Below are 18439 nucleotides of genomic sequence, written 5' to 3'. Positions count from 1 at the left end.
ATCATCGTTAGTCAGGAACCGCGTTAGTCGGGAACCGCGCTTCGACCTTGGGTATTGGGGGCGTACATGCTGGTGGTGTCGGGGAGCAGGCGGCAGAAGGCGGCGCGTGACCGGATGGCCTCCGCGGCGCGGCGGTACGCCGGGCTGGGCTGGCCCTCCTTCCCCGGCGCGCATCCCCCCAACGGCGGCGACCGGGCGTGCTCGTGCGACCGGATCGGCTGCCCCGACCCGGGCGCGCACCCGGTGTCGGCGACTTGGGCGCACCAGGCCAGCGTGGACACCGGCGTCATCGACCGCTGGTGGGTGAAGCGCCCCCTGGCGAACATCATCCTGCCGACCGGCCGGGTGTTCGACGTGTTCGACGTCCCGGCCGCGGCGGGCGCGATCGCGCTCGACCGGATCGAGGACGAGGACCTGCCCGTCGGGCCCGTCGCGTCCTTCGGCGGGGACCGGCACCTGTTCTTCGTCGCGACGCGCGGCGCGCCCGTGGACGAGGACGAGTGGTGGTCCTGCCACCTCGACACCCTGCCGGAGGACGTCGCGGAGACGCCCGGCATGCGGTGGCACTGCCGCGACAGCTACGTCGTGGCGCCGCCGTCCGTCCTCCCGTACGGGCGCGAGGTCAGCTGGCTGCGGCCGCCGGCCCGCGGCCCGCTCCCCGACCCCCTGCGGCTGCTGGAGGTCCTCGCCGACAGCTGCGAGGACGCCTGATCAGGCAGTACGCGGGGCCTGGATGGGCGGCTTGCGGCCCCACTTGGAGTACGAGCCGCGCATCGTCTGGTTGCGGCCGTCCTCGGCGCCCGCGCGGACCCAGAACGCGGTCGGCCGGTACCCCGGGTCGACCTTGATCGCGAAGGCCAGCTGCTGCGCGCCGGTCGCCTGCGCCATCTGCGCGTACACCGGGCCGATGCCGGGCGCCTCCGCGAGCTTCGCCGCCGGGGCCTCGCCCTCGTAGATCGTTCCCGTCTCGGTGCTCTCGCCCTTGGTGAGCTTGGTCGCCGACCGCAGGAGCGCCGTCAGGTTGCCGACGGAGCTGCCCTGGCGGACCTGGTCGGCCGCCGCCGGGTAGCCGCGCCCGCCGAGCGCCGACGCCTTCCACTGCCGCCCCACGCGCACGTAGAGCCGGTCCTGGACGATGAAGGCGCGCACCGGCTTGCGCGCGGAGCCCGTCCCCGCGAGCGTCAGCGAGTAGGACGCCTCCCCGCCCTGCGCGAGGCCGAACGTCCCCTTGGCCGTGGCGGGGAAGCCGCAGCAGCCCGACTGCCGGTAGCTGAACAGCGCGCCGGGGGCCTGGTTGACGGCCTGGTCGATCTGCGCGACGAGCGGCGCCGGGTCCACGCCGCCGACCGGCAGCGAGGGCTGCGGTGTGCTGCTCTGCGCGGGCGCCGGGTCGGGCGGCGGCTTGTCGTCGCCCCGCAGCAGCGTCATGGCGCTCGCGCCGGCGCCGGCGACCACGAGGACGGCGACGCCCGCGAGGATCCAGCGCCCGCGACCCCCGCCACCGGACTGCTTGCCCGCGACGATCGGGTTGCGGCCGCTGGCGCGGGCCGGCTTCGGCTTCGGCGGCTCCGGGTACGCCGCCGCCTGCGCGGCGAGCTCGGTGAGCCGCCCGCGGCCCTGCGCCTCCCAGGACGGGCCGTACGCGGAGACGGCCGCGTCCTCCAGCGCGCCGAGGAAGTCGGCGACGGACCGCGGCCGCTGCGCCGGGTCCTTGGCGAGGCCCTTGTGGATCAGGTCGCGGAGCGGCCCGGGGACCTCCTCGGCGGGCACCGGCGCCTCGCGGTGCAGCCGCGCCATGTTCCGCCCGGCGTACGGGGGCCGCCCGGTGAGGCACTCGTAGAAGACCGCGGTGGCCGCGTACAGGTCGGTGGCGACGGTGGCGGGCGCGCCGTCCCACAGCTCGGGCGCCGCGTACGGCGGGGCGGACTGCGCCTCGGTGCCCGCGGGCGCCGTCGCGAAGTCGGTGAGCCGCGCGTTGCCGTTCGCGTCCACGAGGATGTTCGCCGGGCGCAGCGCGCCGTGCACGACGTCCTGGTCGTGCGCCGCGGCGAGGCCGAGGAGCGTGCCGCCCAGCATCGACAGGGCCGCCAGGGGGCCGGTGGGGCCCTGCGCGGCCAGGACGCGGCGCAGGCTGACGCCCTCTGCGTACTGCATCACGATCGCCGAGCCGTCGGGGGCCTCGACGAAGTCGTACAGGTCGACCACGTTGGGGTCCTCGATCTGCGACAGGCTGCGCGCGGACGCGCGGTACCGCGCGAGGAACGCCTCGTCGCCGGCGAGCGCGCCGTCGAGGTACTTGATCGCGACCTTGGTGCTGGTCAGTTCGTCGGTCGCCAGCATCACCCGGCCCGAGGCGCCGCCGCCGAGCTCCCGGTCGTGGGTGAAGCCCGGGACCGTCCAGCCGTCAACCACGTTGAAAGCCATCCCTCCGATACGGCCTGTCAGATGAGTACGGCCGGTGAGTACAGCCGGTGAGTGCGGGAGGCGCCGTGAGACCGTGAGCGAGACAGGGCGCCGATGTCGTACTTGGTGGAATATCGGCCCGTACCGTGCGAGGTCAAGGCAAGTCGCCGAACTGCAACGGACTGACTGCCTCATTTCGCTCGCGGCGGGGCGCCTGCGGGCGCGCACGGCGCCCCGGACGGGGATGGTTCACTGGACCGCGTGACTGGTATTGAGCGCTCGCAGCAGTTGTTCGACCGTGCCGCCGGGCTCGTGCCCGGGGGCGTCAACTCGCCGGTGCGGGCCTTCGGGGCCGTGGGCGGCACGCCCCGCTTCATGGCGTCGGGGCGCGGCCCGTACCTGACGGACGCGGACGGCAACGAGTACGTCGACCTGGTGTGCTCGTGGGGGCCGATGATCCTCGGGCACGCGCACCCGGCCGTCGTCGAGGCGGTGCGGGACGCGGCGGGCCGCGGCACGTCCTACGGGGCGCCGACGCCGGGCGAGGTGGAGCTCGCCGAGGAGATCGTGGCGCGCACCCCGGTGGAGAAGGTCCGGCTGGTCAACTCGGGCACCGAGGCGACGATGTCGGCGATCCGGCTGGCGCGCGGCTTCACCGGCCGCACCAAGATCGTGAAGTTCGCCGGCTGCTACCACGGGCACGTCGACGCGCTGCTCGCCGCGGCGGGCTCCGGCGTCGCCACGTTCGGCCTGCCCGACACGCCGGGCGTGACGGGCGCGACGACCGCCGACACGCTCATCCTGCCCTACAACGACGTCACGGCGGTGGAGACGGCGTTCCACGACCACGGCACCGACATCGCCTGCGTCATCACCGAGGCGGTGCCCTGCAACATGGGCGTGGTGCCGCCGCTGGACGGCTTCAACGCGCTGCTGAAGCGGCTGTGCGAGCGGTACGGCGCGCTGCTGGTGATCGACGAGGTCCTCACCGGGTTCCGCGCGTCGAAGTCCGGCTGGTACGGGATCGAGGGCGTGCCGGGCGACCTGATGACGTTCGGGAAGGTGATGGGCGGCGGGCTGCCCGCCGCCGCGTTCGGCGGCCGCGCCGACGTCATGGACCGCCTCGCCCCCGCCGGTCCCGTCTACCAGGCGGGCACGCTGTCGGGGAACCCGCTCGCCACCGCCGCCGGGCTCGCCACGCTCCGCAACGCGACGGACGAGGTGTACGCGGCGATCGACCGGTCGGCGGAGCTCGTGTCGAAGGCGGCGTCGGAGGCGCTGACCCGGGAGGGCGTCCCGCATTCGGCGCAGCACGCCGGCAACCTGTTCTCGATCTTCTTCACCCAGGGCAAGGTGGGGGACTTCGCGGCCGCCCAGCACCAGGACTCCAAGGCGTACGCGGCGTTCTTCCACGCCGCCCTGGAACGCGGTGTCTATCTGCCGCCGTCGGCGTACGAGGTGTGGTTCCTGTCGGCGGCGCATGACGAGGAAGCTCTGGGACGGGTTCTGGACGCCCTTCCCAGCGCAGCCCAGGCCGCGGCCCGTGCAGTGTCCTGAAAGGCGTCCAGCGTCGTCCTAAACGCCTTCCAGGGCGAGTGCAGGGAGCGCATGGAAGGCGGCCAGGGCCGTGGAGACCGATCCGGGGTCCGGTGCGAGCAGCGGAGCGCGCACCGCGGGTTCGTCGATCACGCCCACCTCGGCGAGGCACGCCTTGAGGACGGCCGGGGCCGGTTCGCTGTACAGCGCCTCCGCCAACGGGAACAGCGCGTTGTGGAGCGCCAGCCCGCGCGCCGCGTCGCCGTCGCGCGCCGCGGCCGCCAGCGCGGCGAAGGCGGCCGGCGCGAGGCAGGCCGACGCGGCGACGGCGCCGGCCGCGCCGAGCTGGAGCATCGGGAAGACGTACGCGTCGTCCCCGGCCAGGACCGCCTTGCCCGTGCCGGTCGCCAGCACGGCGAGGGTGTCGCGGTCGATGGCGCCCGCGCAGTGCTTCATCCCGGCGACGGAGCCGAGGGACAGCAGCCGGACGAGGGTGTCCGCCGCGAGGTGCTTCCCCGTCCGGTACGGGATGTTGTACGGGAGGATCGGCACGTCCACGGCGTTCCCGATCGCGGCGAAGTGGTCGAGGACGGCCTCGTCCGACGGGCGCAGGTAGTACGGGACGACGACGAGCAGCGCGTCGGCCAGCGGGGCGCGTTCGCGGGCCTGCCGGATCGACTCCGCGGTGCACATCGTCCCGGCGCCGGCGATCAGCGGCGTGCCGTGCTCGATCGACACGGCCCGGCACACCTCCAGCACCGTGTGCTGCTCGGCCGGGCTCAGCATGGCGGCCTCGCCGGTCGTGCCGAGCGCCACCAGGCCGTCCGCCCCGTTCCGCAGGCAGTGGACGGCGAGCCGTTCGAGCGACGCGGCGTCCACCTCGCCGGACGGGGTGAACGGCGTCACGAGCGAGGCGTGGATTCCGTGCATGGGTCTCACCTTGTCTCCGCGAGTTCGGCGTCGGCGGGGGGCAGGACGGGGGGCGGAGCGGCGGCGCGCCGCCGCAGGCGGACGGTCCCGGCGGCGACGCCCGCGACGACGAGGACCGCGCCGGTGAGCCGGGCCGCGTCCACCCGCTCGCCGAGCAGGACGACCGCGGAGAGGAGCCCGAACGGCGGCACGAGCAGCGAGTACATGGCGACCGTGCTGGCCTCGTACCGGCGCATCAGCCAGCCCCACGCGCCGAACCCGCCGAGCGTCGCGGCGTAGGCGATGAACGCCAGCGAGGAGACGCCCGCGACCGACAGGTTCCGCGCGGCCTCCGGGACGGCGCCCGGCCCCTCGAAGAGCAGTGACAGGGCGAAGAGCGGGAGCGGCGGCACCAGCGACACCCACACCATGAACCCGAACGCGTCGACCGGCCCGGTGGCCGCCTGGTTCATCCGCCGCATCGCGATGTTCGCCAGGCCCCAGCTCGCGGCGGCGGCGAGGCAGACGAGGAACGCCCCGGCCGGGCCGCCGCCATCGGACTGCGCCATGCCGATCAGCGCGACGCCGCCGAACGCGACGACCATGCCCCCGACCTGCCTTGCGCTCAGCCGCTCCCGCAGCAGCAGCGCCGCGAACAGCGCGGTGAAGATCGCCTGCACCTGGAGGACGACCGACGCCAGCCCCGCCGGCATCCCCATGTGCATGCCGATGAACAGCAGGCCGAACTGCCCCACCCCGAGCGGCAGGCCGACCAGCACGAGCCAGCGCGCCGGCACCGGCGGCCGCCGCACGAGGAAGACGGCGGGCACGGCCGCGGCCGTGAACCGCAGCGCCCCCATCAGCAGCGGCGGGAAGTCGTCCAGCGCCACGCTGATCGGGACGAAGTTGAAGCCCCACATCGCTGCGACCAGCGTGGCGAGGAGGACATGGCGTGGGGTCATGCGTCCGATCGTCGTCGGCGACTTGCTTTAGGGCAAGCGAGAATTTCTTGACGTTTCGTTTTAGTATTGCTTCATGCTTGATCTCGAACGGCTGCGCGCGCTGCACTCCGTCGCGACCTACGGCTCGGTCAGCGCGGCCGCCGACGTCCTGCACGTGACGACCTCGGCGGTCTCCCAGCAGCTCGCGAAGCTGGAGCGGGAGACCGGCCAGAAGCTCCTCGAACGCAACGGGCGCGGTGTCCGGCTCACCGACGCCGCCGAGCTGCTCGTCGCGCACGCCGAGCGCATCCTGTCGCTGGTGGAGCAGGCGCAGGCCGACCTGGAGGCGCACCGCGGCTCCGTCGTCGGGCAGCTCACCGTCGCCGCGTTCCCCACCGCGGTCCGCGGGCTGATGCCCGCCGCGCTGGGCATCCTGCGCGCCGACCATCCCGACCTGCGCCTCCTGGTCCGGGAGGAGGACCCGAACCAGAGCATGCCGCTCGTGTCGCGCGGCGACTTCGACATGGCGGTCGTCCAGGACTGGAACAACGAGCCGCTCCCGCTGCCGGAGGGCCTGTGCAAGGGCGTCATCTGCGACGACGTCGCCGACGTGGCGCTGCCCGCCGGGCACCCGCTGGCCGGCCGCGACGCGATCGACCTCAAGGAGCTGGCCGGCGACCCGTGGATCAGCTCGTCTCCGGACAGCATCTGCTGCGACTGGCTGCTGCGCACGCTCCGCGCCGTCGACAGCGAGCCCCGCATCGAGCACATGGTCTACGAGTTCGCCTCGCAGCTGTCCCTGGTCGCGGCGGGGTTCGGCAACGTGATCCTGCCGCGGCTCGGCCGCTGCGACGTACCGCCGGGGGTGGCGGTCGTCCCGCTGGCCGACCCCCTGTCGCGCCGGGTCTACGCCCTGTGGCGGGAGGAAGCCGCCCGCAGGCCCGGGATCCGCGCCGTCGTCGGCGCGCTGCGCGCCGCCGTGCCCCCCGGCGTCCCCGTCTTCACCGACGCGCCCGCCTGAGCCGCCCGCCCCCCGCGGCCGCGGGTGGACCGGTGGGCCGGAGGAGGGGGCGGCGAAGGTACCCTGACCTCGCGATGACTGACAAGACGATCGTTCACCTGATGCGGCACGGCGAGGTGCACAACCCCGAGGGGATCCTTTACGGGCGGTTGCCCGGCTACCGCCTCAGCGAGGACGGCGTCCTCATGGCGAAGGCCGCCGCCAAATGGTTCGCCGACCGGGACGTGGCCGCGCTGTTCTCCTCCCCGATGCAGCGGGCGCTGGAGACGGCCGCGCCGCTCGCCGACTCGTTCGACCTGCCCGTGACCGTGGACGACCGTCTCATCGAGGCCGACAACCACTTCGAGGGCCTGACGTTCGGGGCGGGGGCGGGGTCGCTGAAGCGTCCCGAGCACTGGTACCACCTGCGCAACCCGTTCCGCCCGTCCTGGGGCGAGCCGTACCGGGCGCTCGCCGCCCGGATGCGCGGCGCCGTGATCAGGGCGCGGGAGGCGGCGCGCGGGCACGAGGCCGTCTGCGTCAGCCACCAGCTGCCCATCTACACCCTGCGGCTGCACGCCGAGCGCCGCCGCCTCTGGCACCTGCCGAACAAGCGCGAGTGCTCCCTCGCCAGCGTCACCAGCCTGACGTTCAACGGCAGCCGGCTCGTGGAGGTCGCCTACAACGAGCCCGCCGCCGGGATCGCGAAGGGCCCCAGTGTCCCGGGTGCCTGACGGCGCCGGTAGATTGTGTACTACGTCCTGTAGTAGGAGGGTCCGTTGAACCCCCGAGTCTCCCCACTGCGCGCGGCCGCCGCCGCGGCCGCGCTCTGCGCGCTGCTGGCCGGCTGCGCCGGGACCGGCGCGGCCGGGAGCGGGCCCGGCGGTGACGACAACCGCTTCATCTCGGGCGACGGGAACGTCACCGAGTACAAGCCGGCGGACCGCACGAGCGTGCGGGGCGTCGGCGGCGAGCTGCTGACCGGCGAGAAGTTCGAGCTGTCGGACTTCCAGGGCAAGGTCGTGGTCGTCAACTTCTGGGCGTCCTGGTGCGCGCCGTGCCGCGGCGAGGCGCCGTCGCTGCAGCACGTCTACACGGAGAAGAAGGACGAGGGCGTCGAGTTCCTCGGCGTCAACTTCAAGGACTCCAAGCCCAACGCCGAGGCGTTCGAGCGCAAGTTCAAGATCACCTACCCGAGCCTGTTCGACGCCGGCGGCCAGGTGACGCTGGCGTTCCGCGAGGTGCCGCCGAGCGCGATCCCGAGCACGCTCGTCCTCGACCGGGAGGGCCGGGTCGCCGCCCGCATCATCGGCGCGACGACCGTCTCCAAGCTCGCCCCGCTGGTCTCCAAGGTCTCCGCCGAACGATGAGCACGGCGGACCAGTGAGCTCGGTCGACGATACGGTCGTCAGCGGGTCGCTCGTGGCGGCGGCGCCGCTGGCGGCGCTCGCCGGGCTCGTGTCCTTCGCCTCGCCGTGCGTCCTGCCGCTGGTGCCCGGCTACCTGTCGTACGTGACGGGCATGTCCGGCGTCGAGCTGGCCGAGCAGAAGCGGGGCCGGCTGCTCGCCGGCGTCCTGCTGTTCGTCGCGGGCTTCAGCGTCGTGTTCGTCAGCTACGGCGCCGTCTTCGGGGGGCTGGGCCGGTGGCTGCTGGAGTACCAGGAGCCCATCACCCGCGTCCTCGGCGTCATCACGATCCTGTTCGGCCTCGCGTTCATGGGGTTCGTCCCGGGGCTGCAGCGGACGGTGAAGTCCGGGCGGCTGCCCGCGGCGGGCCTCGCGGGCGCGCCGCTCCTCGGCGTCCTGTTCGGCCTCGGCTGGACGCCGTGCATCGGCCCGACGCTCGGCGCCGTGCAGAGTCTCGCCGTCACGGAGGCGAGCGCGGGGCGCGGCGCACTACTGTCGCTGGCGTACTGCCTCGGCCTCGGGCTGCCGTTCGTGGCGGCCGCGGTCGGCTACCGCCGGGCGCTCGGGGCGTTCGGCGCGGTGAAGCGCCACTACCCCCTGGTCATGCGGATCGGCGGGGGGATGCTCGTCCTCATCGGGGTGCTGCTGGTGAGCGGCCTTTGGGGTGACCTGAACATCGAGCTGAAGTCGTGGATCAGCGGCTTCCAACCGGTGATTTGAGATGACTGACTACCAGGGCACGGAAACCACGGACACCACCGGCGCCGCCACCGGCACCGCCGACACGGCGGACACGGCCGACGCCTCGGGCACCCGCGCGCCCGCCGCGCGGCAGGCGCCGGGGGAGACACCGCGCCCCGCGGGCATCGGCCCGCTCGGCTGGCTGCGCTGGGCCTGGCGGCAGCTCACCACGATGCGCACGGCGCTCATCCTGCTCTTCCTCGTGGCGCTCGGCGCGGTGCCCGGGTCGATCCTGCCGCAGCGCGGGCAGGCGCCCGAGCAGGTCGCGGCCTACCTGGAGGACCACAAGACCGCGGGTCCGTGGCTGGACCGGCTGTCGATGTTCGACGTGTTCGCCGCGCCCTGGTTCGCGGCGATCTACATCCTGCTGTTCGTCTCCCTCGCCGGGTGCGTCATCCCGCGCGCGTTCCAGCACTACCGGTCGATGCGGGCCAGGCCGCCGGCGGCGCCCCGGAACCTCGGGCGGCTGCCGCAGTCCGCGAAGTACGAGACGGACGCGTCCCCCGAGGACGTCCTCGCCGAGGCGCGCGAGGTGCTGCGCGGGCGGCGGTTCCGGGTGGACGTGGCGGGCGGCGCCGCGTCCGCCGAGAAGGGCTACCTCGGCGAGACCGGCAACCTGCTCTTCCACGTCTCGCTGCTGGCGCTGCTGTTCGCGCTCGGCCTCGGCAACCTGTTCGGCTACCAGGGCAACGTGCTGCTGACCGAGGGCAAGACGTTCGCCAACTCGCTGAGCCTGTACGACCAGTTCACCCCCGGGCGCGCCTTCGAGGACGGCGAGCTGGCCCCGTTCACCCTCACCCTGGACGACTTCAAGGCCGAGTACGAGACCGAGGGCGACAAGCGCGGCCAGGCCACCGCGTTCAACGCCGACATCCGCTACCGCTCCGGCCCGGACGCCGCGGAGAAGCCGTACGACCTGCGGATCAACCATCCGCTGAACGTCGGCGGGGCGAAGGTGTACCTGCTCGGGCACGGCTACGCGCCGGTCTTCACCGTGCGGGACGCCGAGGGCGACATCGCGTTCCAGGACTCGGTGCCGTTCCTGGAGATGGAGCCGCGGAACCTGACGTCCGAGGGCGTCATCAAGGTCCCGGACGCGCAGCCCGACCAGCTCGCCTTCTACGGGATCCTGTGGCCGACCGCGATGGCGAGCCAGGACGGGAAGCAGATCGTCTCGGGGTTCCCCGCGCCGCTGCGCCCGGTCGTCACGATCACCTCGTTCAAGGGCGACATCGGCCTCGACTCCGGAACCCCCCAGTCGGTCTACAAGCTGGAGGGGGTCGGGGAGACGCTGCACCCCGTCAAGGACGGCCAGAAGCTGCTCGAACCGGGCGAGACGTTCGACGTGCCCGGCGGCGGCTCGATCACGTTCGACGGGCTGCGGCAGTACGTGACGCTCTCGGTCAACCGGGACCCGGGACGCATCCCCGCCCTGGTCGCGGCCATCCTCGCGGTGCTGGGCGTGGCGACGTCGTTCATGGTCCGGCGGCGCAGGGTGTGGGTCCGTGCGAGCGCCGCGGAGGGCGGGCGTACGGTGGTCGAGGTCGGTGGCCTCACGCTGGGGAACCCGACCCCCGAGTTCGACGAGATCGTGACCGCGCTGCGCGGTCCGCAGGACGAGCCCGGCGACGGGCCCGACGACGAGTCCGACGAAGGGCCCGATGAGGGGCCCGGTAGCGAGCCCGAATCCGAGCCCGAGCCCGACGCCGACCGCGGATCCGGTCCGGCGACCGAACCGAAGGAGTGACGAGGTGAGCGACGCCGACCTCGCGAACCTGAGCGACAAGCTCATGCTGACCACCGTGGTGATGTACGTGGTCGCGCTGGCGGCCTACGCCGTCGACCTCGGCTTCGGCCGCCGCCGCGCGGCGGCGGAGGCACGGGAGACGTCCGAGGCGAAGGTCCTGGTGGGCGCCGCGGGCGCCGCGGCCGACGACCCGGCCACCGCCGAGGCCGGGGACGAGGGCGCGGACGAGGGCGAGCGCCCGCAGGTCGACTGGGTCCGCCTCGCGGTCTTCATGAGCGTGCTCGGCTGGGCCGCGCACCTCGGCGTCATGGTGTCCCGCGGGCTGGCCGCGAGCCGCTGGCCGTGGGGGAACATGTACGAGTTCCTCACCGCGATCGCGTTCGCCGCCGTCACCGCGTTCCTGTTCGTGATGTACCGGTACAAGGCGCGGTTCCTCGGCGCGTTCGTCATGCTGGCCGCCGTCATCGCGCTCGGCGTCGCGAACATCTGGCTGTACGACTCGGTGGGCCCGGTCACCCCGGCGCTGAACTCGTACTGGATCGCCATCCACGTCAGCGCCGCGATCGTCGCGACGGGCGCGTTCACCGTCGCGGGCGCCGCCACGATCCTCTACCTGCTGAAGGCCCGCGCCGAGTCCCGCGGCACCCTCGCGGACGGCGGCGTGCTGTCCCGCGTCCCGTCCGCCGAGAGCCTGGACCGCCTCGCGATGCGGGTCACGATGTTCGCGTTCCCGATCTGGACGGCCGCGATCGTCATGGGCGCCATCTGGGCCGACCAGGCGTGGGGCCGCTACTGGGGCTGGGACCCGAAGGAGGTCTGGTCCTTCGTCACGTGGATCATCTACGCGGCCTACCTGCACGCCCGCGCGACGGCCGGGTGGAAGGGCCGCAAGGCCGCGGTCCTGTCCCTGATCGCCTTCGCGGCCCTGATGTTCAACTTCTTCGGCGTGAACTACATGTTCTCGGGGCTGCACTCCTACGCCTGACCCCCGCGGCCCCCTCCCCTGGGAGGGGGCGCCGTCAGCCGTCCCCGTCGCGGAGCCGGCGCTCCAGATCGCGGAGGAACGCCGGGTCGTCCTCCGGGCCCTTCGGGGCCGGGGCGGCGACCCGCGGGCCCGGGACGGCCGACCGCCGGGCACGCCCCTCGAGGAGCCACAGCACCGAGCCGACGAGGGGGACCAGGACGATCGCGAACCAGGCCCCCTTCGGCAGGTGCTGCACCTCGGACGCGTCGGTCCGGAGCACGTCCAGGATGCAGAAGACCCAGAAACCAACCAAAAGCAGGGTTACCAGCACGTATATCACGCTAAAAGGGTATCCGTGACTTGCGGGGATGACGCCGAGTCGGGTCCCGGCTTACCCTTCCGGAGGGGCCCTGTCCGGCACCGGACTCGACGAGCGTCGCTCGTGACCCCCGCGGGGCCCGCTGACAGAGGAGCCTGATGCGCTTCAAAGGCGTCCACCGCAAGCCCCGGGAGCTCCGGAGCCGGGAGTCGCCGCGCGGCGTGCGGAGCCGCAAGGACGACACCGCGTACTCCTCGTCGCCGCCCGACTCGGGGCAGGTGCGGCCGCGCAGCAATCAGCCCCGCGACCGGTTCGGGCGGTTCCGCAAGGCGGGCCGTGACGACGACTACGCGCTCGGCCCCGGCGCCGCGGACGGCGGCCCCGACCCGGTGACCGAGCTCGCGGGACGGCCGGAGCGGCGCGGGCCGGTACGCCGCAGGCTCGGCCGCCCCCGGTCCGGCGACTACTCGTGGAGCGACTTCGAGCTGGAGGACGACCGGCTGCGAGTCGAGCCGTACCCGCCGGGCACGCCGCACGCCGCCGACGGCCGCCGGCACTGCGGTTCCCTGGAGGGGATCCTCTACCGGCAATGGGACGTCCGGGACGGGCCGCCGACACCCGAGGTCATCGGCGCCATCGACAGCCTGGCGTCGCTGCCCGCGCCGCTGAAGGAGAAGCTCGCGGGCGGGCTCGACGGGATCTACGTGGGGCCGGGCGGCGTCCCGCAGCTCGACGACATGGGCCACCTGCGCGACCGGCCGCTCCCCTCCGGCCGCGCCACCTGGGACATCTGCGCCGGCGCGTACGGCGACCGCAAGATCGTCGTGGGGGACCGGCCGTCCCCCACCCCCGACGTGATGCTGCACGAGGTCGGCCACGCGCTCGACGACATCGACGGCGACGACGGCGAGTGGACGTCCGACAGCCCCGCGTTCCGGAAGCTGTACGAGGAGTGCGGACCGCACCTGGCGAGCGACTTCCACCGCCAGCCGAACGCCCTCGGGCGCCGCGAGTTCTTCGCGGACGCCTTCGCCGCGATCTCCTCCCGCCAGCGCCCCGCCCTCGTGGATATGCTCGGCGGCAACATCCGGACGGCCCTGGAGGTCATGCTCTTCTTCAACCGCAGGTACGGGATCTAGGAGGGCGATCGAGGATGTACGTGATCCGGCTCCCCGATGGCACGCTCCGGGTTCCGCACAGCGTCCTCACCGAACCCGGCGAGCCGGACTCCGGAGCGGGCGAGGGACGGATCATCGCCGACGCCTACGTCGAGATCGGGCCGGGCGACCCGGACTACGACCGCCTCCTGGGCGAGTCGCTCACGGAGGAGGAACTGGCGGAGCGGCGGCGCCGCTGGCGGGACGAGGACGCGGACCTGCTCCGCCGGTTCGAGGAGTGGAAGGCGGACGACGCGGGAGGCCAGGTGTGACGGGGAGGGAAGGGCCCCGGCCGCCCGGGCGGAGGGGACTGCCACGGCGCGGCGGTCCGGGCGGCTGAGGTCCGGTCAGCGGGCCGAATGCTCGGCGACGGTCTCCTCGCCGCGCAGCAGCGCGTGCACCTCGGACTCGCGGAAGCGCCGGTGCCCTCCCGGAGTGCGGATGCTGCTGATCCGGCCCGCGGCGGCCCACCGGGTGACCGTCTTCGGGTCGACCCGGAAGAGGGCGGCGACCTCTCCTGGGGTCAGCAGGCGCTCGCTCGTGCTCTCCACGTTTTCTCTCCCCCTTTGTCCCGCTCTCGGCGCGGGTGGACTGTTTAACAGTGTGGCGGGTCAAGACCGATTTCTCCCTTGTTTTCGGAAAAGATCACGGTCCGTAGTACGCCGAGCAGGAGCGATGACTCTCGGTACCCGCGACATGGGCAACGCCGTTCACGTTGACCCCGTTTGACCTGCCATGTCACGTCCGGGACGGGCCGCGGGGCAGCCCCTGTCCGCCGTGCGAAGTAGTCTCCCAGAACATGTCCGACCTCGTATCCCTGCCGGAGATAGAGCGTGCCGCAGAACGCATTGCGGGCGTGGCGGCCCGCACGCCGCTCGTGCCTTTTCCCCGCGACCCCGCACCCGCGGCGGCCGGCGAACCGGCACTTCTGCTGAAGGCCGAGTCGCTGCAGCCGATCGGCGCGTTCAAACTGCGCGGCGCGTACGCCGCCATCTCCGCCCTGCCGCCGGCCGAGCGCGCACGCGGCGTCGTGACGCACTCCAGCGGCAACCACGCGCAGGCCGTCGCCTACTCGGCCCGCGCCCTGGGCGTCAAGGCGGTCGTGGTCATGCCGCACACGACCCCCGGCGTGAAGGTCGACGCGTGCATCGCCCTGGGCGCCGAGGTCGTCTACGTCGAGCCGACGTCGCAGGCCCGCGCCGAGACCGCCGCGAAGCTCGCCGACGCGCACGGCTTCGCGATGATCCCGCCCTACGACGACGCCCGCGTCATCGCCGGCCAGGGCACCGTCGGCGTCGAGATCGTCCAGGACCGCCCCGACGTGGACGTCGTGCTCGTCCCCGTCAGCGGCGGCGGCCTGATCGCCGGCATCTCCGCCGCCGTCAAGGCCCTGCGCCCGGAGGCCACGATCATCGGCGTCGAACCGGAACTGGCCGCCGACGCCCGCGACTCCATGGGCGCCGGCCGTCCCGTCACCTGGGACGCGGAGAAGACCGGCCGCACCATCGCCGACGCCCTCCGCGTCCAGCGGGTCGGCGACCTCCCCTTCGCCCACATGCGCGCCCACGTGGACGGCATAGTCACCGTCACCGAGGAAGAGATCGAAACGACGATGCGCCGCCTGGCCCGCGAAGCCCGCCTGATAGCCGAACCCGGCGGCGCCGTGGCCACCGCCGCCTACCTGCACCGCCAAGCCGAACTGCCCCCGGCCCGCACGTACGTGTCAATCCTCTCCGGCGGCAACATCGACCCGGCCCTCCTCCTGGACCTCCTCAAGTAGGAGCGCCGTGCCGCCGGGGCCCCGGATCCCGGCTGGTGGGGGCGGGGGGTAGCCTCGGGAGTGTCATGCGTACCGTCGTTCTCTATACCTTGGCGCGGCTAGCGATCTTCGCGGCGACCGCGGGTGTACTGGCGCTGCTCGGAGCACGCGGATTCCTCCTCCTGCTGATGGCGCTGCTCATCAGCGGAGTGGTCAGCTACGTCCTCCTCTCCACCCAGCGCGACCGGATGTCCTCGGTAGTGGTCTCCGGCGTCCGCACCCAGCGACAGAAATTCCAAAGGTCGGTAACCAAAGAAGACGCCTAGCGGGAGCGGCCCCGCGGTTCGTGACCGGCGTGCCGCGCCTTCTAGGGTGGGGGCATGAGCCGCGCCTCCCTTGACAAGAAGCCCGCCGACGTTGCGGCGATGTTCGATGGCACCGCCGAGCGGTACGACCTGCTGAACACGCTGATGACCGGTGGGCAGGACCGGCGGTGGCGGCGGGAGGTCGTGCGGGCCGTGGCGGCCCGCCCCGGGGAGCGGATCCTCGACCTCGCGGCGGGGACGGGGACGTCCTCGGTGCCGTTCGCCGAGGCGGGCGCGCACACCGTCGCGTGCGACTTCTCGCTCGGCATGCTGCGGGTGGGTGTGCGGCGGCAGGCGGGTGCGCGGCGGCTGAGCTTCGTGGCCGGGGACGCGTTGCGGCTGCCGTTCGCGGACGGCGTGTTCGACGCCGTGACGATCTCGTTCGGGCTGCGCAACGTCGCGGACACCGGGCAGGCGCTGCGCGAGCTGCGGCGGGTGACGAGGTCCGGCGGCCGGCTGCTGGTGTGCGAGGTGAGCCACCCCCCGAACGGGCTGCTCGCGCTCGGCCACCGGACGCACCTGAAGTTCGGGCTGCCGCTGCTGGCGCGGGTCAGCTCCAACCCCGACTCCTACCGCTACCTGGCCGAGTCGACGCTGGCCTGGCCGGACCAGGCGGCGCTGGCGCGGCTGCTCCAGGACGCGGGCTGGGGCGAGGTGCGCTGGCGGGACCTCACGTTCGGGGTGGCCGCGCTCCACCACGCCGTGAATCCGGGGTGAGGCATGGCCGGCCGGTGGGAGCGATCCAGATCCGGACCACCCAGAAGTACCCACCAGTCCTGATAAAGGAATAGACTCCCCGTCGGATCCTTGTGAAGTGCTTCACAAGCGAACGAGCTGAAGAGGAACGCCGTGACCGACTCCGCCCGACACGCAGACGTCATCGTCGTCGGGGCAGGCCCCGCCGGATCGTCGACCGCCTACTGGCTGGCGCAGGCCGGTCTCGAGGTGTTCCTGCTGGAGAAGGCCACCTTCCCGCGGGACAAGATCTGCGGTGACGGCCTCACCCCGCGCGCCGTCCGCGCCCTCATCGGGATGGGCGTCGACGTCAACGACCCCGGCTGGGGGCGCAACAAGGGGCTGCGCATCTACGGCGGCGGCGTGAAGGTGGAGCTGCCGTGGCCGGAGCTCGCGTCCTTCCCCGACTTCGGGCTCGTCCGCAAGCGCACCGACTTCGACCAGTTCCTCGCCGAGCACGCCGCGAAGGCCGGCGCCCGGCTGCTGCAGGGCTGCACGGTGACCGGCCCGATCCTCGACGAGCGCACCGACCGCATCACCGGCGTCACCGCGAAGTACGAGGGCGAGGACGTCGAGTTCCACGCGCCGCTGGTCGTCGCCGCCGACGGCAACTCGACCCGGCTGTCGCTCGCGATGGGCCTGCAGCGGCGCGAGGACCGCCCGATGGGCGTCGCGGTCCGCCGCTACTTCCAGACGCCGCGCCACGACGACGACTACATGGAGGCGTGGCTGGAGTTGTGGGACGGCGAGCGCCTCCTGCCCGGCTACGGCTGGGTCTTCGGCGTGGGGGACGGCACGTCCAACGTCGGCTGCGGCCTGCTCAACACCAGCCAGGCGTTCCAGAACGTCGACTACCGCGGGCTCCTCAAGCGCTGGTGCGCGCAGATGCCGGAGGACTGGCAGTTCGACGAGGAGCACGCGACCTCGAAGATCCGCGGCGCGGCGCTGCCGATGGGCTTCAACCGGCAGCCGCACTACACCCGCGGGATGCTGCTGGTCGGCGACGCCGGCGGCATGGTCAACCCGTTCAACGGGGAGGGCATCGACTACGCGCTGGAGTCCGGCCGGCTGGCCGCCGACATCATGGTGCAGGCGCTGGCGCGCCGCACCCCCGCGCAGCGGGAGCGGACGCTGTACGAGTACCCGCGCATCCTGAAGGACGAGCACGGCGGCTACTTCACGCTGGCCCGCGTGTTCGTGCAGGCGATCGGCGACCCGCGCATCATGAAGTTCCTCACCTCGCACGGTCTGCCCCACCCCACGCTGATGCGGTTCACGCTCAAGCTCCTGGCGAACCTGACCGATCCCAAGGGCGGGGACTCGATGGACCGCGTCATCAACGCGATGCAGAAGGTGGCTCCGTCGGCATGAGCGACGGCATGAGCGACGGCATGAGCGGGGCCCTGCGATTCATGCTTCCGCAGGTGAGCGGACTACAGTGCATGACCGACCCCCTGAGGGGAGCGCTATTGAACACCTTGGCCAAGGTGGCGGCCCGCGGCGGGGCCGTTCCGTACAACGTCGTACGTTCCGAGGAGAGGCCGTAGAGCATGGATCTCTATATTCCGATCATCGCGCTCGGGGTGCTCGGCTTCGGCTTCGCCGCCTTCTCGGTGGTGATGGCCTCCTTGACGGGGCCCAAGCGATGGAACCGCGCCAGGCTCGACGCCTACGAGTGCGGTATCGAGCCGACCCCGCAGCCGGTGGGCGGCGGGCGTTTTCCGATCAAGTACTACGTGACGGCGATGCTGTTCATCGTCTTCGACATTGAGATCATCTTCCTTTTCCCCTGGGCGGTCGCGTTCGACCGGATGGGGCTGTTCGCCCTTGTCGAGATGGTCCTGTTCATCGCCGCCGTTCTCGTCGCGTACGCCTACGTTTGGCGGCGCGGCGGTCTGGAGTGGGACTAAATGGGTATCGAGGAGAAACTCCCCAGCGGTTTCCTGCTGACCACGGTCGAGCAGGTCGCCGGGTGGGCGCGCAAGAGCTCGGTGTGGCCGGCGACGTTCGGCCTCGCCTGCTGCGCGATCGAGATGATGGCGACGGGCGACCCCCGGCACGACTTCTCCCGGTGGGGCATGGAGCGCGCCTCGGCGACGCCGCGGCAGGCCGACCTGATGATCGTCGCGGGCCGGGTGAGCCAGAAGATGGCGCCGGTGCTGCGGCAGATCTACGACCAGATGACCGAGCCGAAGTGGGTCATCGCGATGGGCGTGTGCGCCTCGTCCGGCGGCATGTTCAACAACTACGCGATCGTGCAGGGCGTCGACCACGTCGTCCCGGTGGACGTCTACCTGCCCGGCTGCCCGCCGCGGCCGGAGATGCTGCTCGACGCGATCGTGAAGCTGCACGACCAGATCCAGAACACCAAGCTCGGCCCGCAGCGCCAGAAGCAGATCGCCGAGCTGGAAGAGGCGAAGCGCCGCCGGCTTCCGCTGCTGGGACAGGGGGCCTGA

The 18439-nt window shown here is 72.6% G+C and carries 21 protein-coding genes; 16 read left to right on the top strand and 5 right to left on the bottom strand.

Annotated features, from left to right (window positions below; genetic code table 11):
* Nucleotides 1-66 precede the first annotated feature (66 nt).
* On the top strand, nucleotides 67-711 hold the full coding sequence (locus E1266_RS02575; RefSeq protein ID WP_132043296.1) for a bifunctional DNA primase/polymerase: 645 nt from the start codon (nucleotides 67-69) through the stop codon (nucleotides 709-711).
* On the opposite strand, the gene E1266_RS02570 is transcribed toward E1266_RS02575, so the two are convergent.
* A complete protein-coding gene (locus tag E1266_RS02570; protein WP_165965900.1) occupies nucleotides 712-2424 on the bottom strand; it encodes a serine/threonine-protein kinase in 1713 nt (570 codons plus the stop codon).
* Between the two features lie 240 nt (nucleotides 2425-2664).
* Here E1266_RS02570 and hemL point away from each other — a divergent pair, with 240 nt between their 5' ends.
* Entirely contained in the window at nucleotides 2665-3960 is a 1296-nt protein-coding gene (hemL, locus tag E1266_RS02565; RefSeq protein WP_132043292.1) for a glutamate-1-semialdehyde 2,1-aminomutase, read from the top strand.
* An 18-nt stretch (nucleotides 3961-3978) separates the two neighbouring features.
* Here the strand turns inward: hemL and E1266_RS02560 are convergent, their stop codons facing one another.
* Nucleotides 3979-4869, bottom strand: a complete 891-nt coding sequence (locus E1266_RS02560) for a dihydrodipicolinate synthase family protein (RefSeq protein WP_132043290.1) — start codon at nucleotides 4867-4869, stop codon at nucleotides 3979-3981.
* Nucleotides 4870-4874: 5 nt separating this feature from the next.
* Nucleotides 4875-5810, bottom strand: a complete 936-nt coding sequence (locus E1266_RS02555) for an EamA family transporter (RefSeq protein WP_132043288.1) — start codon at nucleotides 5808-5810, stop codon at nucleotides 4875-4877.
* A gap of 73 nt (nucleotides 5811-5883) precedes the next feature.
* On the opposite strand from E1266_RS02555, the gene E1266_RS02550 reads away from it, so the two are divergent.
* The 6 genes from E1266_RS02550 (at nucleotide 5884) to ccsB (ending at nucleotide 11669) form a co-directional block, all read left to right on the top strand.
* A complete protein-coding gene (locus tag E1266_RS02550) occupies nucleotides 5884-6810 on the top strand; it encodes a LysR family transcriptional regulator (RefSeq protein WP_132043286.1) in 927 nt (308 codons plus the stop codon).
* A gap of 74 nt (nucleotides 6811-6884) precedes the next feature.
* Nucleotides 6885-7523: a histidine phosphatase family protein gene (locus E1266_RS02545; RefSeq protein ID WP_132043284.1), complete on the top strand. Its 639-nt coding sequence runs from the start codon at nucleotides 6885-6887 to the stop codon at nucleotides 7521-7523.
* Nucleotides 7524-7568: 45 nt separating this feature from the next.
* Nucleotides 7569-8159 (top strand): TlpA disulfide reductase family protein, encoded by a 591-nt coding sequence (locus tag E1266_RS02540; RefSeq protein WP_243718188.1) that lies wholly within the window; start codon nucleotides 7569-7571, stop codon nucleotides 8157-8159.
* Nucleotides 8160-8172: 13 nt separating this feature from the next.
* Nucleotides 8173-8916: a cytochrome c biogenesis protein CcdA gene (locus tag E1266_RS02535; RefSeq protein WP_132043282.1), complete on the top strand. Its 744-nt coding sequence runs from the start codon at nucleotides 8173-8175 to the stop codon at nucleotides 8914-8916.
* 1 nt (nucleotide 8917) lies between these two features.
* Nucleotides 8918-10684 carry a cytochrome c biogenesis protein ResB gene (locus tag E1266_RS02530; RefSeq protein ID WP_132043280.1) on the top strand — a complete coding sequence of 589 codons (1767 nt, stop codon included), beginning with the start codon at nucleotides 8918-8920 and terminating at the stop codon, nucleotides 10682-10684.
* A 4-nt stretch (nucleotides 10685-10688) separates the two neighbouring features.
* Entirely contained in the window at nucleotides 10689-11669 is a 981-nt protein-coding gene (gene ccsB / locus E1266_RS02525) for a c-type cytochrome biogenesis protein CcsB (RefSeq protein ID WP_243718187.1), read from the top strand.
* Nucleotides 11670-11703: 34 nt separating this feature from the next.
* On the opposite strand, the gene E1266_RS02520 is transcribed toward ccsB, so the two are convergent.
* Nucleotides 11704-11988: a PLD nuclease N-terminal domain-containing protein gene (locus E1266_RS02520; protein ID WP_132043276.1), complete on the bottom strand. Its 285-nt coding sequence runs from the start codon at nucleotides 11986-11988 to the stop codon at nucleotides 11704-11706.
* Nucleotides 11989-12125: 137 nt separating this feature from the next.
* Between E1266_RS02520 and E1266_RS02515 the strand changes: the two genes are divergently transcribed.
* Both E1266_RS02515 and E1266_RS02510 read left to right on the top strand, forming a co-directional pair.
* Complete coding sequence (locus E1266_RS02515; protein WP_132043274.1) at nucleotides 12126-13106, top strand: hypothetical protein; 981 nt, start codon at nucleotides 12126-12128, stop codon at nucleotides 13104-13106.
* Nucleotides 13107-13120: 14 nt separating this feature from the next.
* The gene (locus E1266_RS02510) at nucleotides 13121-13396 is read left to right on the top strand and encodes a hypothetical protein (protein ID WP_132043272.1); all 276 of its coding nucleotides are present in this window, start codon (nucleotides 13121-13123) and stop codon (nucleotides 13394-13396) included.
* A gap of 75 nt (nucleotides 13397-13471) precedes the next feature.
* Here the strand turns inward: E1266_RS02510 and E1266_RS02505 are convergent, their stop codons facing one another.
* Complete coding sequence (locus E1266_RS02505; protein ID WP_132043270.1) at nucleotides 13472-13675, bottom strand: BldC family transcriptional regulator; 204 nt, start codon at nucleotides 13673-13675, stop codon at nucleotides 13472-13474.
* A 248-nt stretch (nucleotides 13676-13923) separates the two neighbouring features.
* On the opposite strand from E1266_RS02505, the gene E1266_RS02500 reads away from it, so the two are divergent.
* The 6 genes from E1266_RS02500 to E1266_RS02475 all read left to right on the top strand — a co-directional run bounded on the left by E1266_RS02500 (nucleotide 13924) and on the right by E1266_RS02475 (nucleotide 18439).
* On the top strand, nucleotides 13924-14904 hold the full coding sequence (locus E1266_RS02500; protein WP_132043268.1) for a threonine/serine dehydratase: 981 nt from the start codon (nucleotides 13924-13926) through the stop codon (nucleotides 14902-14904).
* A 65-nt stretch (nucleotides 14905-14969) separates the two neighbouring features.
* The gene (locus E1266_RS02495; RefSeq protein ID WP_132043266.1) at nucleotides 14970-15209 is read left to right on the top strand and encodes a DUF4229 domain-containing protein; all 240 of its coding nucleotides are present in this window, start codon (nucleotides 14970-14972) and stop codon (nucleotides 15207-15209) included.
* 54 nt (nucleotides 15210-15263) lie between these two features.
* The gene (locus tag E1266_RS02490; protein ID WP_132043264.1) at nucleotides 15264-15965 is read left to right on the top strand and encodes a demethylmenaquinone methyltransferase; all 702 of its coding nucleotides are present in this window, start codon (nucleotides 15264-15266) and stop codon (nucleotides 15963-15965) included.
* Nucleotides 15966-16097: 132 nt separating this feature from the next.
* Complete coding sequence (locus tag E1266_RS02485; protein WP_207945379.1) at nucleotides 16098-17354, top strand: geranylgeranyl reductase family protein; 1257 nt, start codon at nucleotides 16098-16100, stop codon at nucleotides 17352-17354.
* 179 nt (nucleotides 17355-17533) lie between these two features.
* Entirely contained in the window at nucleotides 17534-17893 is a 360-nt protein-coding gene (locus E1266_RS02480) for an NADH-quinone oxidoreductase subunit A (protein ID WP_132043260.1), read from the top strand.
* Complete coding sequence (locus E1266_RS02475) at nucleotides 17894-18439, top strand: NADH-quinone oxidoreductase subunit B (RefSeq protein ID WP_132043258.1); 546 nt, start codon at nucleotides 17894-17896, stop codon at nucleotides 18437-18439.

Origin of the sequence: Actinomadura sp. 7K534 (genome assembly GCF_004348575.1) — a bacterium.
GTDB lineage: Bacteria > Actinomycetota > Actinomycetes > Streptosporangiales > Streptosporangiaceae > Spirillospora > Spirillospora livida.
Note: the sequence above shows the minus strand (reverse complement) of the source record. Positions and strands in the feature narration are given on the sequence as shown.